Annotated in this window: 23 protein-coding genes and 2 tRNA genes; 18 read left to right on the top strand and 7 right to left on the bottom strand. The window is 40.4% G+C overall.

Annotated features, from left to right (window positions below; genetic code table 11):
* The first annotated feature begins 15 nt into the window (after positions 1–15).
* The 3 genes from ACNURT_RS20095 to ACNURT_RS20105 all read left to right on the top strand — a co-directional run bounded on the left by ACNURT_RS20095 (position 16) and on the right by ACNURT_RS20105 (position 775).
* Positions 16–498 carry a regulatory protein RecX gene (locus ACNURT_RS20095; RefSeq protein WP_419699243.1) on the top strand — a complete coding sequence of 161 codons (483 nt, stop codon included), beginning with the start codon at positions 16–18 and terminating at the stop codon, positions 496–498.
* A 68-nt stretch (positions 499–566) separates the two neighbouring features.
* Positions 567–639 (top strand) — tRNA-Gly (locus tag ACNURT_RS20100).
* A gap of 51 nt (positions 640–690) precedes the next feature.
* Positions 691–775, top strand: a tRNA-Leu gene (locus ACNURT_RS20105).
* Between the two features lie 158 nt (positions 776–933).
* Here ACNURT_RS20105 and ACNURT_RS20110 read toward each other — a convergent pair.
* The gene (locus tag ACNURT_RS20110; RefSeq protein ID WP_419699244.1) at positions 934–1,503 is read right to left on the bottom strand and encodes a dihydrofolate reductase family protein; all 570 of its coding nucleotides are present in this window, start codon (positions 1,501–1,503) and stop codon (positions 934–936) included.
* 388 nt (positions 1,504–1,891) lie between these two features.
* Here ACNURT_RS20110 and ACNURT_RS20115 point away from each other — a divergent pair, with 388 nt between their 5' ends.
* The 10 genes from ACNURT_RS20115 to ACNURT_RS20160 all read left to right on the top strand — a co-directional run bounded on the left by ACNURT_RS20115 (position 1,892) and on the right by ACNURT_RS20160 (position 7,862).
* Positions 1,892–2,455, top strand: a complete 564-nt coding sequence (locus ACNURT_RS20115; RefSeq protein WP_419699245.1) for a hypothetical protein — start codon at positions 1,892–1,894, stop codon at positions 2,453–2,455.
* A gap of 417 nt (positions 2,456–2,872) precedes the next feature.
* The gene (locus ACNURT_RS20120; RefSeq protein ID WP_370999351.1) at positions 2,873–3,196 is read left to right on the top strand and encodes an ArsR/SmtB family transcription factor; all 324 of its coding nucleotides are present in this window, start codon (positions 2,873–2,875) and stop codon (positions 3,194–3,196) included.
* 6 nt (positions 3,197–3,202) lie between these two features.
* The gene (locus ACNURT_RS20125; RefSeq protein ID WP_419699246.1) at positions 3,203–3,670 is read left to right on the top strand and encodes an SRPBCC family protein; all 468 of its coding nucleotides are present in this window, start codon (positions 3,203–3,205) and stop codon (positions 3,668–3,670) included.
* Positions 3,671–3,676: 6 nt separating this feature from the next.
* Positions 3,677–4,057, top strand: a complete 381-nt coding sequence (locus ACNURT_RS20130; RefSeq protein WP_419699247.1) for a DoxX family protein — start codon at positions 3,677–3,679, stop codon at positions 4,055–4,057.
* 84 nt (positions 4,058–4,141) lie between these two features.
* The gene (locus ACNURT_RS20135) at positions 4,142–4,708 is read left to right on the top strand and encodes a DUF4256 domain-containing protein (protein ID WP_419699248.1); all 567 of its coding nucleotides are present in this window, start codon (positions 4,142–4,144) and stop codon (positions 4,706–4,708) included.
* Between the two features lie 27 nt (positions 4,709–4,735).
* Positions 4,736–5,317 carry a YdeI/OmpD-associated family protein gene (locus ACNURT_RS20140; RefSeq protein WP_419699249.1) on the top strand — a complete coding sequence of 194 codons (582 nt, stop codon included), beginning with the start codon at positions 4,736–4,738 and terminating at the stop codon, positions 5,315–5,317.
* Between the two features lie 108 nt (positions 5,318–5,425).
* A complete protein-coding gene (locus ACNURT_RS20145; protein ID WP_419699250.1) occupies positions 5,426–6,007 on the top strand; it encodes a Crp/Fnr family transcriptional regulator in 582 nt (193 codons plus the stop codon).
* Between the two features lie 3 nt (positions 6,008–6,010).
* The gene (locus ACNURT_RS20150; RefSeq protein WP_419699251.1) at positions 6,011–6,583 is read left to right on the top strand and encodes a Crp/Fnr family transcriptional regulator; all 573 of its coding nucleotides are present in this window, start codon (positions 6,011–6,013) and stop codon (positions 6,581–6,583) included.
* Positions 6,584–6,655: 72 nt separating this feature from the next.
* Positions 6,656–7,411 carry an SDR family oxidoreductase gene (locus tag ACNURT_RS20155; RefSeq protein WP_419699252.1) on the top strand — a complete coding sequence of 252 codons (756 nt, stop codon included), beginning with the start codon at positions 6,656–6,658 and terminating at the stop codon, positions 7,409–7,411.
* 76 nt (positions 7,412–7,487) lie between these two features.
* A complete protein-coding gene (locus ACNURT_RS20160; RefSeq protein WP_419699253.1) occupies positions 7,488–7,862 on the top strand; it encodes a hypothetical protein in 375 nt (124 codons plus the stop codon).
* A gap of 225 nt (positions 7,863–8,087) precedes the next feature.
* Here ACNURT_RS20160 and ACNURT_RS20165 read toward each other — a convergent pair whose 3' ends face one another.
* A complete protein-coding gene (locus ACNURT_RS20165; RefSeq protein ID WP_419699254.1) occupies positions 8,088–8,420 on the bottom strand; it encodes a hypothetical protein in 333 nt (110 codons plus the stop codon).
* 142 nt (positions 8,421–8,562) lie between these two features.
* On the opposite strand from ACNURT_RS20165, the gene ACNURT_RS20170 reads away from it, so the two are divergent.
* On the top strand, positions 8,563–9,015 hold the full coding sequence (locus ACNURT_RS20170; RefSeq protein WP_419699255.1) for an SRPBCC family protein: 453 nt from the start codon (positions 8,563–8,565) through the stop codon (positions 9,013–9,015).
* Positions 9,016–9,040: 25 nt separating this feature from the next.
* Here ACNURT_RS20170 and ACNURT_RS20175 read toward each other — a convergent pair whose 3' ends face one another.
* Positions 9,041–9,508, bottom strand: a complete 468-nt coding sequence (locus tag ACNURT_RS20175) for a MarR family winged helix-turn-helix transcriptional regulator (RefSeq protein ID WP_419699256.1) — start codon at positions 9,506–9,508, stop codon at positions 9,041–9,043.
* Between the two features lie 40 nt (positions 9,509–9,548).
* A complete protein-coding gene (locus ACNURT_RS20180; RefSeq protein WP_419699257.1) occupies positions 9,549–9,968 on the bottom strand; it encodes an SRPBCC family protein in 420 nt (139 codons plus the stop codon).
* 212 nt (positions 9,969–10,180) lie between these two features.
* On the opposite strand from ACNURT_RS20180, the gene ACNURT_RS20185 reads away from it, so the two are divergent.
* Positions 10,181–10,606: an SRPBCC family protein gene (locus ACNURT_RS20185; protein ID WP_419699258.1), complete on the top strand. Its 426-nt coding sequence runs from the start codon at positions 10,181–10,183 to the stop codon at positions 10,604–10,606.
* 82 nt (positions 10,607–10,688) lie between these two features.
* On the opposite strand, the gene ACNURT_RS20190 is transcribed toward ACNURT_RS20185, so the two are convergent.
* Positions 10,689–11,669 carry a helix-turn-helix transcriptional regulator gene (locus tag ACNURT_RS20190; RefSeq protein WP_419699259.1) on the bottom strand — a complete coding sequence of 327 codons (981 nt, stop codon included), beginning with the start codon at positions 11,667–11,669 and terminating at the stop codon, positions 10,689–10,691.
* A 181-nt stretch (positions 11,670–11,850) separates the two neighbouring features.
* Between ACNURT_RS20190 and ACNURT_RS20195 the strand changes: the two genes are divergently transcribed.
* Together ACNURT_RS20195 and ACNURT_RS20200 are read left to right on the top strand one after the other, a co-directional pair.
* Positions 11,851–12,513, top strand: a complete 663-nt coding sequence (locus tag ACNURT_RS20195; RefSeq protein ID WP_419699260.1) for a GIN domain-containing protein — start codon at positions 11,851–11,853, stop codon at positions 12,511–12,513.
* A 1-nt stretch (position 12,514) separates the two neighbouring features.
* Positions 12,515–13,723: an FAD-dependent oxidoreductase gene (locus ACNURT_RS20200; protein ID WP_419699261.1), complete on the top strand. Its 1,209-nt coding sequence runs from the start codon at positions 12,515–12,517 to the stop codon at positions 13,721–13,723.
* Positions 13,724–13,782: 59 nt separating this feature from the next.
* Here ACNURT_RS20200 and tam read toward each other — a convergent pair whose 3' ends face one another.
* The gene (gene tam / locus ACNURT_RS20205; RefSeq protein ID WP_419699262.1) at positions 13,783–14,550 is read right to left on the bottom strand and encodes a trans-aconitate 2-methyltransferase; all 768 of its coding nucleotides are present in this window, start codon (positions 14,548–14,550) and stop codon (positions 13,783–13,785) included.
* Between the two features lie 133 nt (positions 14,551–14,683).
* On the opposite strand from tam, the gene ACNURT_RS20210 reads away from it, so the two are divergent.
* On the top strand, positions 14,684–15,364 hold the full coding sequence (locus ACNURT_RS20210; RefSeq protein ID WP_419699263.1) for a GNAT family N-acetyltransferase: 681 nt from the start codon (positions 14,684–14,686) through the stop codon (positions 15,362–15,364).
* 92 nt (positions 15,365–15,456) lie between these two features.
* Here ACNURT_RS20210 and ACNURT_RS20215 read toward each other — a convergent pair whose 3' ends face one another.
* Entirely contained in the window at positions 15,457–15,702 is a 246-nt protein-coding gene (locus ACNURT_RS20215) for a GlsB/YeaQ/YmgE family stress response membrane protein (protein WP_370998825.1), read from the bottom strand.
* Between the last annotated feature and the right edge of the window lie 80 nt (positions 15,703–15,782).

Raw genomic sequence — 15,782 nt, forward strand, 5'->3', positions numbered from 1 at the left:
CGAATTTTGACATTGATGGACGAGCCAAAAAAAATCAAAATAAGTAACCCGGAAGTAGCATTGACCAAGGCCGAACATTTTTGCGCCTACCAGGAACGTTCGCAGCAGGAAGTTAGGGATAAGCTTTACGAATGGGGACTTTGGCCCGACGCCGTTGAGCAAACCATCAGCCGGCTGATAGAGGGAAATTTTTTGAATGAGGACCGCTTTGCCAAAGCCTATACAAAAGGTAAGTTTAACCAGAAAGCCTGGGGCAGGATAAAAATAAAACAGGGCCTTAAACTAAAACGTGTACCTGATGTACTGATAAAAAAAGCGTTACTCATTATTGACCTTGACGACTATATGACCGCCCTAACTCGCCTGCTGGAGAAAAAAGCGGCATCCGTAAGCGAAAAAAATGAGTATAAACGCCGCTATAAACTACAGCAGTACGCCATGAGCCGCGGATATGAGGCCGACCTGATAGCTGAAGTTTTGAAAAACAGCGACTTATAAAAAACTTTAAAATATTTCTGTTTTGTATTTGCAGAATATGGTTTTCTGTCTATATTTGCACTCCCAACGCGAAAGTAGCTCAGTTGGTAGAGCACGACCTTGCCAAGGTCGGGGTCGCGAGTTCGAATCTCGTCTTTCGCTCAAAGCCCTTCCTTCAAAAAGTTGGGCTTTATTTTTAAAAGGTTAACACCTGCTCAGATGGTGGAACTGGTAGACACGCAGGACTTAAAATCCTGTTCCCGTAAACGGAGTGCGGGTTCGATTCCCGCTCTGAGTACAAAGCCCTGATACTGGCGTATCAGGGCTTTTGTTTTTATACCTTTTTCATTGCGTTAATTTGAAGACTATAGGTATAGTGTGTCTGAGTCAGAGAATAGGACAGCGAGATAGTTAATAGGATTTTACCATTCGCTCCTCCCCCATGTTAACGAAAGATCATTTTTTCAGCGGTCCAACGTGGCGATAAGTGTTAACGAGTAAACCTGTGGGGGTGCTCTTCGAGTCAACAAAAACAAGTTCCCGGGCGTCAATACTGTCAGCCAATAAGCGTTTACCCCGACCAAGCAAAACTGGATAGGTGATGAGCACAACCTCGTCGGCCAGTCCCTGGTCAAGTAATACGGACGTTAGGGTCGAACTTCCCACAACGATCAGGTCGGGACCGTCTGTTGATTTAAGATCGCGAATCGCCTTTATAATGTCCTGGTCCAAATGCTGCACCGGCCCCCATTCCAGGCTGTCTGGCCTGTGGGTTACGATGTGTTTCGTTGCAGCGTTTATAGCATTTGCCATTGGGAAATCGCCGGCAGTAGGCCAAAAGCCACTAAATATATCGTAGGTATGGCGGGCAAGCAGCAGGTCAAAGTTCGGCCCGTATGCCTCCAGGAGCATTGCCGCCCCGGCAGGGCTTCTATAAGGTGTAGTCCATGCGCCATAGGTGTAGTCTCCGTCATGTTCTATCACGCCGTCCAGCGAGATATGTTCGAAAATCCTGATCTTTCTCATTTTATTGTTTTAGGTTAATGTTAATGTTTGCACTAAGTTAAAACGGACGAGATACGCTCGCAAGGGGCAATCATGACAATTTGAGGGGGTATTTTGCGGTCCTTGTATTTGCCAAAAGCAAACGAGCTAATCTATTCGGCAAAAACAGCACATCTTTTTCAATTTTAGTGTCTATTCAAAATCAGGGAATACTTGCTTGATTTTATAGCCGCTTAAAAACACGAATTAAAAGGGGCACAATTTTCTGATGAACCCATCCTTGCAATTATACATTTATGCTTTCGCTGTGTATTTCCTTATAACAAAGCTTTATTAAACATTACTCCTGTTTCTTTAAACTTTTTTCAACAAGTACCGTTATAAGTTAAATCCTATTAAACTATTTATTATGAGAAAGTTAATTTACACATCAGTTATGCTGCTTTGCTGTTTTTTTACTAAGGTAAGCAACGCGCAGATCAATGTCAGCTTAGGGGTAAATATTGGCAGTCAACCATCATGGGGACCTGTGGGTTATGATCATGCCGATTATTATTACATGCCTGACATTAACACTTACTATTCCGTCACTACCCATCAGTATGTTTATTACCAAAACAACAGGTGGATCAGAACCGTCAGCTTACCCGCTACTTATCGAAATTATGATTTATACCGCGGCTATAAAGTTGTTATTAACGAAAGAGATCCCTGGTTGCGGGATAATATTTACAGAACCCGGTATGCCAATTATAAAGGCCGGCATGATCAATTGATCATTCGGGATAGCCGGGATGAAAAATATCGTGATCATTGGGATAATGGTAAACACAAAGGCTGGTATAAACAAAAGGATAAGGAGTATAAACAACAGGATAAAGAAATGAAAAAGGAGTACAAAGAACGGGATAAAGACATGAAAAGAGAGATGAAAGATAGAAAACATGAGGATAAGGGCCACGGTCATGATTAGTTGAAAATGAATAAACCAACATCATTGTATATAAAAACAATAAAGCCTCTATATGAATACGCATAGAGGCTTTATTGTGAAATAGTTATTTACTATTTAAAGTTAAGATGGGCCACAGAAGTGGTATACCCCAGATGTTAACGGGGGCGACCAAAGAGTTATACATAACCATCTATATCCTTGAGCTCGATACCACGCAAATCATCATGGGTATCCTGAAGAGGTACAGAGAATGTAGCGCCACGCGATATAAATTCCTTTGCCAGAGTATCAGGTGCAGGGATAAATAATAAAGTTAACTCATTTTGTCAAAATCCCCTTACTCAATAGCAGCGTGTTTAAATATCTTGAAAAAAATCGCAAATAAATTGCGTAGTTAAATAACTACATATATATTTGTAGTCAAATGACTACGCAATGAATTTAAGACGAGACGTATTCCAGGCCATAGCCGACCCTACCAGGAGGGCGATACTACTGTTGTTAGCTTCGCAAGCCTTAACAGCAGGTGCCATAGCAGCCAATTTTGATACTGCCAGGCCAACAGTTTCCAAGCACTTACAAATACTCACCGAGTGCGAATTATTAGAACAAAAACAAACTGGACGAGAAATTTACTATCACATTAACGCACAGAAAATGAAAGATGTAGCTGATTTTATTGAACCGTTCCGTCAAATGTGGGACGACAGATTTAACAAACTGGAAGCCATTATGAAGAATTATCAAACCAAAAAATAGAAGAGTATGGAATTAAAAACAAAGATCCATGCCGAAAACGGCAAACAAGAACTAATAATCACCCGCGAATTTGATTTACCGCTGGAGCTGCTTTTTAAAGCCTATGAAGAGCCTGAGCTTGTGGAACAATGGATGGGTACAAAGGTGCTGAAACTGGATAACCAAAAGCACGGCGGCTATCAATTTGAAACATCCGACGCCCAGGGAAACGTCGTCTTCCGGGCCAATGGCACCATCCACGAGTTTGTTCCGAACCAGAAGATCACGCGGACATTTGAAATGGAGAATACACCGTTTGATATTCAACTTGAGTTTTTGGAATTTGAACAACTTACCGGAGAAACAAGCAAACTCACTATGCATGTTGTGTATAAATCAACTGCTCTGCGTGATCAAATGTTGCAGCTGCCTTTTGCCCAGGGTATTAACATGGCACATAACCGCTTGCAAAGCATCGTAAACAAATTAAAATAACTCAAAATGGAAAAGAAAAAAACACTTTGGTATTGGATAATTACGGCAATATTATCCTTCTGTATTTTTTCGGGCGGGTTGGCTCAGGCAATGCAGGTTGAGGGGGTGCTGAAGGGATTTAAGCCGCTGGGATATCCTACTTACTTTATTTCAATTATAGGTATTTGGAAAATGCTGGGCATAATTGCGATACTGATTCCAGGATTTAAATTACTAAAGGAATGGGCATACGCAGGTATATTTTTTGTGATGACAGGTGCTGTAATTTCACATATCGCCAGCAATAACATCTCCGGCCAAATAGTTGCTCCGCTTTTATTAGCTGTTTTTACTGTTTTATCCTGGTATTTAAGACCCGCTAACCGGAAGATCATTTTGGTAAACTGATAAATGAATAGCATGAAACCTAAGGTAAATGTATATTTAAATAACAAATCCTGCTAACCAGAATAATATAGACCTATAAAAAACATGAAAAACAATAAAAAGCAATTGTCGCCAGAACAATGCGAGGAATTACTGCATGTGCTGAAAGTCCGTTTTGAGAAAAATATGAACCGCCATAAAGGAATGGAGTGGGCTCGGGTACAAACTAAGCTGGAAGCAAATGCAGAGAAACTTTGGATACTTGACGAAATGGAACTAACTGGTGGCGAGCCGGATGTTGTTGGCTATGATAAAAAGACGGACGAATACATTTTTTTTGACTGCTCGGCAGAAAGCCCTAAAGGTCGCCGGAGCGTTTGTTACGACCACGAAGCATTGGAGGCCAGGAAAGAACATAAGCCGGAAGACAGCGCTGTGGAAATGGCGCGGGATATGGGGATTGAACTTTTAACGGAAGAACAATACCGGGAGCTGCAGAAACTGGGAAAGTTTGATACCAAAACATCGAGCTGGGTAAAAACGCCCGCCGATATCAGGAAATTGGGTGGAGCGATCTTTTGCGATCGCAGGTACGATACTGTTTTTATGTATCACAATGGCGCGGAATCTTATTATGCCGCGCGGGGTTTCCGGGGTTCATTAAGGGCTTGAATTATGTGTGCAATTAAAAGAAATAACATGAATTCTAATGTTGATTTTTATTTTAATAAAGCCCAAAAGTGGCAGGAGGAACTGGATCAATTAAGAATGATCGTACTTGACTGTGGACTTACCGAAGAATTAAAATGGGGTTGCCCCTGTTACACCTTTCAGGAGCGTAATGTTGTTTTAATACATGTGTTTAAAGAATACTGTGCCCTTTTGTTTTTCAAAGGTGCCTTATTAAATAATACCGATGGGCTCCTGATCCAGCAAACGGAGAATGTGCAAGCTGCGCGGCAAATCCGGTTCATTAATGTTCTGGAAATAATAGAGCAGAAACCCATCCTTAAAGCTTGTATTCACGAAGCTATAGAAGTAGAAAAAGCCGGTTTGAGGGTGGAATTGAAAAAAACTGATAAATTTCCCATCCCCGAAGAGTTTCAAGCTAAACTGAATCAGATCCCGGCCTTAAAAACCGCTTTTGAGGCATTAACGCCTGGGAGGCAAAGAGCCTACATTTTCCATTTTTCTAAACCCAAACAATCCAAAACTCGCGAAGCAAGGGTCGAAAAATATATGCTGCAAATTCTAAGTGGAAAAGGATTAAATGATGAGTAATTCTATGTGAAAATAAATTGATGAAGGTGATACTCTACAGGGCAGCTTTTGACCCAATCCGGAGATTCTCCTTTGTTTCTTATATTTGGATATTGTTTCTACAAACAAATGCATCCACTTATACAACACATTCAAAAAATCACTTCCAGTCACGGGATAGAAGAAGATAGCCTATTACCCTTTTTTGAAACAAAAACATTTAGGAAAAAAGATATTTTACAGGAAGAAGACAAGCGTTGTTTGTTATATTTTTTTGTAGTAAAAGGATGTCTTCGTTTGTATTTTACAGATTATAATGGCGTAGAACAAACATTGCAATTTGCATTGGAAAACTGGTGGATGACGGATTTGAACGCTTTTCGGACCGGTCAGAAATCAGGATACACCATCCAGGCATTAGAGGCAACTGAGGTAATGGCTATAACAGCTTCTGATTATGAATTGATGCTGGCAAAGTTTCCCGTTATCGAAAATTATTTCCGATTGATTTACGAGCGGGCATACGCGGCGTCGTTGCTGCGTATCCGGATGATTTCCAGAATGCCCAAAGACGAATTTTATGAACTGTTTCAATCCAAATACCCTGAATTTATTCAGCGGATACCACAAAAAGTATTAGCATCATTTTTAGGCTTTACACCAGAGTATCTGAGCGAGTTAAGAAAAAAGAAAGTAAGGGGGAAAAAATAATTCATGACCGAACAACTATATTACCATATTCAAAAACTTGTTCCTGACTTTACTGTAACACAGGAAAAAATAGCGCCCTTCCTCCACACCAGAATGGTAAAAAAAGAGGAATTGCTTTTGCGCGAAAACGAGATTTGTGATACCATTTATTTTGTTAATAAAGGTTGCCTCTATTTATTTTATGAAGATAAGGCAGAAAGACAGGTAATACATTTTGCACTGGAAAACTGGTGGATAACCGATTACAAGACTTTTGCCGATGGTAAACTTGCTGTTTACTCAATTGCGGCGATGGAAGATTCGGAAATTACCTGCATGAGCAGAAAAAACTACGAATCACTACTGTTACAATATCCTTTGCTGGCATTATATTTCAATAAAATTCATGAACGTGCCTATGGAGCGGCCTTAATGAAACAAAAAACATTTGCTACGGTATCTAAAGAGGATTTCTATCGCTATTTCAAAAACACCTATCCCCAATTGATCCAAAGAATTCCCGATCCCATTTTTGCCAGTTACATGGGTGTTTCAATGGAAATTTTAAAGACTTACCAGGACCTCTATGTTTCTTAAACCAGCTTAAGTTTTTGCGGCCAGGCTATTTCCATCTTTGTAATATAAAATTAACCTTAAATATTACAGACCATGAAAATAGTAGTAATCGGCGGTACCGGCCTTATTGGTAGCCAAACAGTAAAACAATTACAACAGAGCGGGCACGAAGTGATTGCCGCTTCACCCAACAATGGTGTCAATACACTAACCGGCGAAGGTTTAAAAGAAGTATTGCAAGGCGCAAACGTTGTGATAGATGTATCTAACTCACCTTCCTTTGATGATGTTCCGGTAATGAATTTTTTCAAAACCGCTAACGAAAACCTGTTACCTGCAGAGAAAGCGGCTGGTGTGCAGCACCATATCGCCCTATCGGTAGTAGGTACTCAAAAACTACAGGCCAGTGGTTATTTCCGCGCTAAACAAGTGCAGGAAGATATGATCAAAGCATCGGGTATACCTTATACCATTGTGCATGCCACACAGTTTTTTGAATTTGCCGGCGGTATTGTGGGCATGAGTATGGTTGATGGCAAAGTAATAGTACCAGCAGCTAATATTCAGCCAATTGCGAGCAAAGATGTAGCCGCTTTTATGGCCAAAACCGCATTAGAGCAACCCGCTAATAAGATCCTGGAAATAGGCGGACCTGAAAAATATGATATGGCTGCATGGGTGAAACAATATTTGCAGGCAACACATAAAAACTACGAGGTATCCTCAGATCCTCAAGCCCTGTATTCAGGAGCGCCAATTACTGCTGATACCATAGTGCCCGAAGCTGCTGTTTCCCTGGGCAAAACCCATTATGCAGAATGGATAGCAATGCCTGAAAATCAACGATAAGGATAAAAAAGCCTGATGCGATTACGTATCGGGCTTTTGCTTAACCTATTTGTATCAATTTCTAAAAGTTAAAAAAATGAACAGCGAGCAATTAATCGAATTAACTAAAGAACTCATTTACGAAGCCACACATTTTAATGTGCCCTATGTGAAGCAAATTTATGCTGATAAATTGCTGATAGTTAAAGTAGATGAAAATGGCGTAGTAGATACCATGAACAAAGAACAGCTTGTAGGTTTTGTTCAGGGAAACAAAGATTCAAATGCGGTGCCACTTTCTACCAAAGCCGAGTTTCATTACGCTGTTTGTGATGAAAGCATGGGTATGGTGATCATCACCCGTGATCTGGAACAAGATGGGCCGTCTGGACGAAAGTTTATTACGCTGATCTGGGAATATTTATCAGGGCGATGGCAGGTTGTCAAAGAATCATTCGTGCCACATAACTAATACAAAGCCCGACACCGGAGTGTCGGGCTTTGGTATTTCTAAAATCATTGTTCTCTCAAATAAGGCTGGGTAGTTGATCACAACTCAATCGTTATCAACTTCTATTATAGCTTCAAATTTGTTGATGTGTTTTCGTATTGGTATTGCGGAACACATCAAAAAAATAGGCTGATAAAGTTCAATTTAACGGGTAGCGATTTTAAGTGTTGATTTTCCAGGAGCAACCTAAGCTTTTATAAACTTTAACCATCCCCAAATCTTACGATGTTTTAAATAGGTATGATCAGCTTCGTGAGCGTACGCCTCGCGTTCAAAAACAATATTCAGGTAAGCTTTTTCATGATCCCGATATCTGATCCGGTTGATTAAATAGTTAGCCAGGTACAAACCATAGAAGGGCACTATTAATAACTCCAACTCCTGTATTAAATGAATGGTTTCGTGCCTGATGAGCTGATCATCGCTTTTTAAATCCCGGTGTTTTACCAGGATAAAAGGAAAAACGGCCATACCGCTTACCTTAAGAAAGGGAGCCACAATAACAATAGGTAGTTTCAATTTATACTGTTTATAGCACATTACCGATGTAAATATAGCGCAGTTCCAGTCAACTGAATATCAAATACTCATCATCCGTTCGCATTAAAGGAAAATACTATTATTTTCAGTTTTTAAACATACGCCATCAATAAGCAATCAGATGCCAGACTATCCAGACGAAAAGGAAATAATTAAGACTATTACCATTAACACCCCGGTGTCAAAAGTGTGGAATGCATTGATAGCTCCGGAATTAATAAAGCGATGGATGCTGGACACGGAAATAAATGTGACTACCGACTGGCAAATTGGAAGTTCTATTATTTTTAGCGGGAATTTGCACTGGACAGATTTTGAGAATAAAGGAACCATCCTGCAATTTGAACCGGAAAAGGCCCTTCAATATAATTATTGGAGCACACTTTCAGGGCTGCCGGATATACCCGTAAACTATATTATAGTTGGTTTTACGTTGAATCCAATAACAGCAAATGAAACTGTGCTAAACTTAACCTTAAGTAAGATTACAGATGAAGTAGCCTATAAACATCTTGATTTTTACTGGACTATTACACTTGATGTTTTTAAGAAGTTTTGTGAATTATCATCGTAACCCGGTTGTTTTGATAACAGCCGAATCATTCCGTTTCATGGGCATAAGCCAGCAGGGCTATCAGCCTTTTATTAAAATCGGCAGCGCCGGCACCCAAAGCCAAGAAAAACCGCCGGTCAAAATCTTCAACTACAATAACTGCCTGCATGATAACCTGCTTACCGGTTTCAGTAAGGGCAACACTTTTGGCCCGGGTGTCTGTAGCATGCTCCCGTCTTTGCAAAAGCCCTTTCGTTTGCAAGGCACGCAACACCGTTGAAGTTGTCATCGGGTCGATTTTGGTATGTGTTGAGAGTAAAACCTGGGTTACATCCTGCTTTTGCAAGGTTAGCCAATGTATACTTGCCAGCAATACATATTGGGAATGGGTGAGGTCATACTGCACTAATGCTTTTTTAATTTCACGCTGCCACAAATTGGTAACCTGCCACAATAAAAAGCCACTGCTATCTTCGGCCTTATCAACACTAAAGGTGTTATCAGTTAATTCCATTTTTAACATTCTCTGTAGGGAATATAGTTTACCTTATATATTACAAATTTTTAGCAGCAGCAATTTGCTTCTGCATATCTGCCGGGGTATCATCAACAATTTTTTGGGCTACCAGTTTTACCCATACAAAGCTTAACAAGCCGGTTACCCAAATGGTATTGGTTATTTTTACACCTTCGGGCGTATCTTCAAACAAATGCTCATCGTACATTTTGGCCAGCGGAAAATTGGTTACATCAATGTACTTATTATCCTTGATGGTTTCAAGCAGTTGTATCTTAACGTTTGGGCCGCCCTTTGGTCGTAATATAAAACTATTGCCAGCTTCAAACTGGCCATCTATTTTGGCAAATTCAATATTAGTATCCCAATTGTGCCAATTGTTTACATCAGCAAACAACTTCCATAGTTGCTCTTTGGTTACTTCTGTTGTTACGGTTGAATAGGTTCTTTTCCACATGATTTTAAGATTTAGTTTATTGTATGTTCAAATATAATATGTATACATATTATATACAAATTTATTTTCAACTTTTTCTCCCCAGCCTTGCCAATAGCTTATCGCCTAATGCAGCATATAGTAATCCACACCCTGTAATTGTCGTAATTGCACCCTCTGTTTTTAAATATGGTGCCTTACCTTTATTTTATTAAAACCAAACATTAATTAAAATGGAAACAACAAATAACATCGCAATTACAGTTGAAACTATCGTAAGCGCTCCTGTTGCAAAAGTTTGGGAATTTTGGAGCGAGCCCGAACATATTACCCAATGGTGCCAGGCATCTGACGATTGGCACGCACCTTATGCAGATAATGACCTACGCGTTGATGGAACTTTTAAAACTACCATGGCCGCTAAAGACGGTAGTTTTAGCTTTGATTTTGGAGGCGTTTATACCACGGTAGAAAAACATCGGCTTATTGAATACACTATGGGTGATGGCAGAAAGGTTTCGGTTACTTTTGAAGACCAGGGAAATAGCACTAAAGTAATTGAAACCTTTGATCCGGAAAGTACAAACCCTATCGAAATGCAACGCGGAGGATGGCAGGCTATCCTTGATAATTTTAAAAAGTATACCGAAACCTTGTAATAAACTACATTTACAGTAACCAGGATAATTTTTTTATTCAGCCTGCAACCAATGGGACTTAGTTGCAGGCTGAAGTGATATATTACCTTAACTGACTTGGCGTCACCCCGAATTTCTTTTTAAAAGCAGCGCTAAAATGCTGAACGGAGGAATAGCCCAGTTCAAAAGCGATCTCTGTAACTGATTTTCGGCCCTCGAGCAGATCAATTTTGGCCAGTTCCAGCCGGTTTTCGGCCAAATACCCAAATACGGTAGTGCCAAACAGCTCTTTGAATCCCCGCTTTAATTTATACTCATTAATACCTGCTGCACGGGCAAGTTGGGATAAACTTGGCGGTACCTCTATATGCTGTATCAAATAATCCCGGGCATATACCAGGCGCTCCTTATCATAATCTGTTTTGGCGTATATTTTTGTTGGCGTAAGCAGCTGATTATAGGATTCGGCCTGTAAAACCAGTATTTCGATTGCTTTAGAAAGCAGGAACATCTTTTTTAACGCACCTGTAAATTTGCAGTTAATAACAGCATTGATACAGCTTTGAATAGCCAGATTGATATTTAAGTTATCGGCAGATAACGCTGCCGACTCTCCTTTTAATATTTTGTCGGCAAATCTTTTCAGAGTATCGTTACCATCACGGGTAATGTTCAGGAAAGCATCTTCGGTAAACTGAATCATGAACGATCGCATTTTTAATTCCTCCACCTTCATCTTACCTTCCGCCTCAGTTCCATAAAAAAGATTGTGTTGATTGGTGTTTAACTCAAATTGCTTATTCAGGCGCTTATCTACCATGAGCAATTTACCTTTCAGGCTAAAGTACATGGTCACCATTTTCATATCCCCCCGCCAATCCAGCGTACCCAGTTCCCTGAAAACAGATTCAGCGTAACTCATCCGGATGCCATTAAATATCCAGATACGCGTTTGCATGTCACCAAACGGCAAGTTCAAGGTAACCAGCTCTGTTTTTAGTTCATCCGTATTAAACCCGGCCTCGTTAAGCGGATGGCTATACAGGATATTGTTAGTGGCTGTATCTTTTAATTCAAATGGCATTACTCCGTATTATATAAATCATACTCCTTTTGATATAACAAGCGACTACCGCGTTGCGGGCATCTTTGTAATATAAAAACTGATCGAACCCTGGTTATAAATAGTAAGATACAGAAAAACACTTCTTGTTACTAACGCCAGACATAGTAACCTAAAAATGAATTTTAAAAAATTAAGACAAATGATTGAAATAAAAGGAAATGGGAATATAGTTTCCAAAAAGATACCGGTAAGCTCCTTTATCAGGCTTCACCTGGCAGCAAAAGGATTAATAGAATTGGTACCATCTGATGAAGAAAAAGTAATAATAGAAACCGACGAAAACCTGCTTGATTATTTTGAAGCTGTTAATTCTGGTCGTACGCTGTATATATCCTCTGAGGCAAAATTCAAAAAACCCGCTTTTACCAAATGTGTGATCAAGATTTATTTGCGTCGGATAGATGCGCTATACGTTCGTTGCGATGGTGGTGATGTAAACTGTAGTAAGGTAATTACGCTCGATTACCCACTTGAAATAAAAATACAAAGCATAGGCAATACCAACCTGAACATTTGTGCCCCTGCTATAAAAGTATTAAGCCAATGCTCCGGAAATGTTACACTTAAAGGTAAATGCGGTTCGCTGACCATCAAAAACCAAAGCGAAGGAAATTTATTTGCCCTAGAAATGATTGCAGATGACTTGAGTATCAGAAACATGGCTGAGGGTAATGTAGAACTATATGCCAACAGATCCATCAGTATTGCTCATTGGGGCCAGGGCGATGTACATTATGCAGGCAACGCGGTACTAACAGACGTAAAGCAGTATGGAAATGGCATTATTAAACACGTTAAATAATATGGAAACTATCAATAAGCCCGTAATTATTATAGGGGCCGGCTATGCAGGTTTATCTCTGGCTCTGTTTTTGAAAAAAGCAGGTATCACTGCAACTGTATTTGAGGCATATCCTGATGTAAAAGGCATTGGCGGCGGTATAGGTCTGGCTCCAAATGGCATAAATGTATTGCAGGAGCTGGGCCTGGATGAGAAAGTGATCAATGCTGGAAAGATTTTTGATTATAATAATTTCAGAAACTACAAAGGAAAATTCCTGGCACGGATCAAACTCAATGCCATCAAAAAATTTGGGCAACCATTTGTGATGATCTCCCGGGCCACATTACATCAGATACTTTACCAGGAAGCAGCTACACAAGGCATAACAGTAAACTTTCAAAAACGATTGAAGGGCATTCATGAAAGCACTGAAGGAATAGCCGCCGTTTTTGATGATGGGAGCAGCATGGATGGTTCGTTAATAATAGGTGCGGACGGTATCCACTCCACAACCCGGAAAATCATTTTTAATAATGCCTTTCCTGAAGAATATACCGGTTTTTATGGCGCCGGGGGATTTGTTCAAAAATCAGCCGTTGAGCAATATTTGGGGCAATATGACCATGATGCGCTTAACCTGTCATTTGGCTTAAGTGGGTTCTTTGGTTTTAGTTTTCAAACATCAAATGAACTCATGTGGTGGTGCAGTTTAGAATTATCTGAACAGGATGCCAAATACACGCAGATAAACCTTTCAGCTGAAGCATTAAAAAGTAAATTAACTGCCGATTATGAAGATTTTTATCAGCCTGTCCCACAACTGATCACTAACTCAGATCATGTCATCAAAACCGTTATGTATGATATGCCCAGCCTACCCAAATGGTACAAAGGTAGAACAATTTTAATAGGCGATGCCGCGCATGCGGTAAGTCCTACCAGCGGCCTGGGAGCATCATTAGCCCTGGAAGACGCAATGATATTAGCCAAACTGCTCAGAAAACACACAATGGCTGAGTATTCTAAAGCTTTTTCCGATTTTCAATCTATCAGAAAACCACGGGTGGAGAAAGTACGTGCCGATGCCCAAAAACATAACACCGATAAAAAAGTGCATTCACCGGCCTCTGCCTGGTTTAGGGACACTATGATGTCAATTTTCCTCAGATTATTTGGATTGGAGGCGGTAGACTGGAAGTACAGCTATAAAATTGAATTGGATGATTAATAACAAAACCTCCCGACAATAATATCGGGAGGTTTGTTGTTTTTATGAGTTTAGACAACTCAAACGGTTGCCACAATAAATAATCTTGGGAATGGTAATAATACCGAACCATCTGGATATTGCTGGTATGCTTTCGCTATTCCTTCTTCATATTGACGAAGAAAAGCCTTGCGTTCGGCATCATCAAGCGGTTCAACAAACGGGTGGAGACCGGTGCCCTTAAACCACTCCACAATTGCCGCAGGGCCGCCCTGCAACGGATGATGATAAACCGTACGCCAGATATCCAGTGTGGTAACCTTATCGCGAAGGTTACGATAATACCATTCGGCTGTTTCCCTTTTTATTCGTTTTGATGCTTCACTTAATTTAACAGCCCAAGGCCCGTTGGTAGCGGTTTCACGCATAAGGCGGTGCGCAGGCTCCTCAAAATTATCGGGCATTTGTACAGCAAGACACCCCCCTTTAGCCAGCTTACTGATCAGCGCGGGGAACAGCGTTTTATGATCAGGCACCCACTGCAAGGCAGCATTGGCCAGGATAACATCATATGGCCCGGGATTGTGCCATGTTGAAATGTCATCAACCTCAAAACGAACACCGGGCATACGTTTGCGTGCCGCTTCAATCATATTTTCGGAGCTATCCATACCCATGATTTTAGCATGGGGGAATTGGGTCTGTAATAACTCTGTTGAATTACCTGGCCCGCACCCGATGTCGGCAGCGGTATTTATTGTGGTCAATGGAATATTAAAAAGCAGATCCCGGATAGGGCGATTGCGTTCATGCTCAAATTTTGAATACTGCCCGGACGACCAGCTCATATATTTTTATGTTTAATACTTAAACAAAATACGGCAAAAAAAATTGCCCATTCAGTTCCGTTCGTTATTAGTTTAAGATGACGATTGACTCTGGCATTTCTTTTAATTTTGCACTACTACACCTAAATAGAAAATGGAACAGCCGCTCGACAATCCTATCTGGAATGCTTTAATATCAGGAAACAGTAACCTGGCCCGCGGCAACAACCAGGTTAAATATTTTGCTGAAAACGTAGCGCCTTTTGTTGGTTTTGAAGATTATTCAGCGGCTAACTTTAATATTTTACATAAACAGGTGACCGATCAACGCGTTTTTGCAGTTGTTTCGGCAGAAGAAATTATCATTCCCGATCAATGGAAGGTACTGAACAACATGAAAATATTACAGATGGTATTTGATGGCTCCCTGCCATCAGAACCATTAAACTATGAATTGGTCACCTTGGAGGATCAACATATACCGGCCATGCTCGCATTAACCAAAATAACCAATCCGGGCCCTTTTACTGAGCGCACTATTGATTTTGGGAATTACAAAGGTATTTTTAACAATGGCGAGCTCATTGCAATGGCCGGATACCGTACGCAACCATCACCTTATGTAGAAATTAGCGCCGTGTGTACCCACCCCAATCATTTTGGCAAAGGCTGTGCTGGTACACTCATTAATTATCATATACGGCAAATTATAGCGGCATCGGGAATCCCCTATCTTCACTCACGTACTGATAACGCAATAGCTATTAAGCTTTATCAAAAACTGGGTTTCGTAGCCAGAAAAGAAATGACCTTTAATATTATTCAGAAAAATTAAAGATTTATACTGTCATTATTTACTAACAAACAGGCCCGATATTTTCCATGCCGAGCCTGCTTGTTTTTAACAATAACGGCTGTATAAGTAAACTATGAATTACCCTTAATGAGCCTTGATATCCACACCAGCAGCACAGCGCCCAAAAAGGCAGTGATCAGGTAGCCAATACTACCTCCCCAATGAATACCCAGCCATCCTAAAATGGCACCACCCACCCATCCGCCAACCAAACCCAACAGAATATCTATAATAATTCCGTAACCATCTCCCTTCATTACTTTTCCGGCGAGCCACCCGGCAATACCGCCTAATAAAATTTGAAATAATAAGTGCATAATTATATGAGTTTAAGTTTAAAATTTGACAAAACGCAAACAGCTATAATAAATGTTCTACATTATAGAATAGACTATGT

It is taken from the genome of Mucilaginibacter sp. NFX135, assembly GCF_048565145.1.
Classification (GTDB): Bacteria; Bacteroidota; Bacteroidia; order Sphingobacteriales; family Sphingobacteriaceae; genus Mucilaginibacter.

Coding starts and splice junctions, on each gene's coding strand:
- ACNURT_RS20150 (WP_419699251.1), top strand. CDS start 6,011: ATGACCGAACAACTATATTACCATATTCAAAAACTTGTTCCTGACTTT.
- ACNURT_RS20160 (WP_419699253.1), top strand. CDS start 7,488: ATGAACAGCGAGCAATTAATCGAATTAACTAAAGAACTCATTTACGAA.
- ACNURT_RS20155 (WP_419699252.1), top strand. CDS start 6,656: ATGAAAATAGTAGTAATCGGCGGTACCGGCCTTATTGGTAGCCAAACA.
- ACNURT_RS20135 (WP_419699248.1), top strand. CDS start 4,142: ATGAAAAACAATAAAAAGCAATTGTCGCCAGAACAATGCGAGGAATTA.
- ACNURT_RS20140 (WP_419699249.1), top strand. CDS start 4,736: ATGAATTCTAATGTTGATTTTTATTTTAATAAAGCCCAAAAGTGGCAG.
- ACNURT_RS20170 (WP_419699255.1), top strand. CDS start 8,563: ATGCCAGACTATCCAGACGAAAAGGAAATAATTAAGACTATTACCATT.
- ACNURT_RS20095 (WP_419699243.1), top strand. CDS start 16: ATGGACGAGCCAAAAAAAATCAAAATAAGTAACCCGGAAGTAGCATTG.
- ACNURT_RS20130 (WP_419699247.1), top strand. CDS start 3,677: ATGGAAAAGAAAAAAACACTTTGGTATTGGATAATTACGGCAATATTA.
- ACNURT_RS20215 (WP_370998825.1), bottom strand. CDS start 15,702: ATGCACTTATTATTTCAAATTTTATTAGGCGGTATTGCCGGGTGGCTC.
- ACNURT_RS20190 (WP_419699259.1), bottom strand. CDS start 11,669: ATGCCATTTGAATTAAAAGATACAGCCACTAACAATATCCTGTATAGC.
- ACNURT_RS20125 (WP_419699246.1), top strand. CDS start 3,203: ATGGAATTAAAAACAAAGATCCATGCCGAAAACGGCAAACAAGAACTA.
- tam (WP_419699262.1), bottom strand. CDS start 14,550: ATGAGCTGGTCGTCCGGGCAGTATTCAAAATTTGAGCATGAACGCAAT.
- ACNURT_RS20145 (WP_419699250.1), top strand. CDS start 5,426: ATGCATCCACTTATACAACACATTCAAAAAATCACTTCCAGTCACGGG.
- ACNURT_RS20120 (WP_370999351.1), top strand. CDS start 2,873: ATGAATTTAAGACGAGACGTATTCCAGGCCATAGCCGACCCTACCAGG.
- ACNURT_RS20175 (WP_419699256.1), bottom strand. CDS start 9,508: ATGGAATTAACTGATAACACCTTTAGTGTTGATAAGGCCGAAGATAGC.
- ACNURT_RS20200 (WP_419699261.1), top strand. CDS start 12,515: ATGGAAACTATCAATAAGCCCGTAATTATTATAGGGGCCGGCTATGCA.
- ACNURT_RS20110 (WP_419699244.1), bottom strand. CDS start 1,503: ATGAGAAAGATCAGGATTTTCGAACATATCTCGCTGGACGGCGTGATA.
- ACNURT_RS20210 (WP_419699263.1), top strand. CDS start 14,684: ATGGAACAGCCGCTCGACAATCCTATCTGGAATGCTTTAATATCAGGA.
- ACNURT_RS20115 (WP_419699245.1), top strand. CDS start 1,892: ATGAGAAAGTTAATTTACACATCAGTTATGCTGCTTTGCTGTTTTTTT.
- ACNURT_RS20185 (WP_419699258.1), top strand. CDS start 10,181: ATGGAAACAACAAATAACATCGCAATTACAGTTGAAACTATCGTAAGC.
- ACNURT_RS20180 (WP_419699257.1), bottom strand. CDS start 9,968: ATGTGGAAAAGAACCTATTCAACCGTAACAACAGAAGTAACCAAAGAG.
- ACNURT_RS20195 (WP_419699260.1), top strand. CDS start 11,851: ATGATTGAAATAAAAGGAAATGGGAATATAGTTTCCAAAAAGATACCG.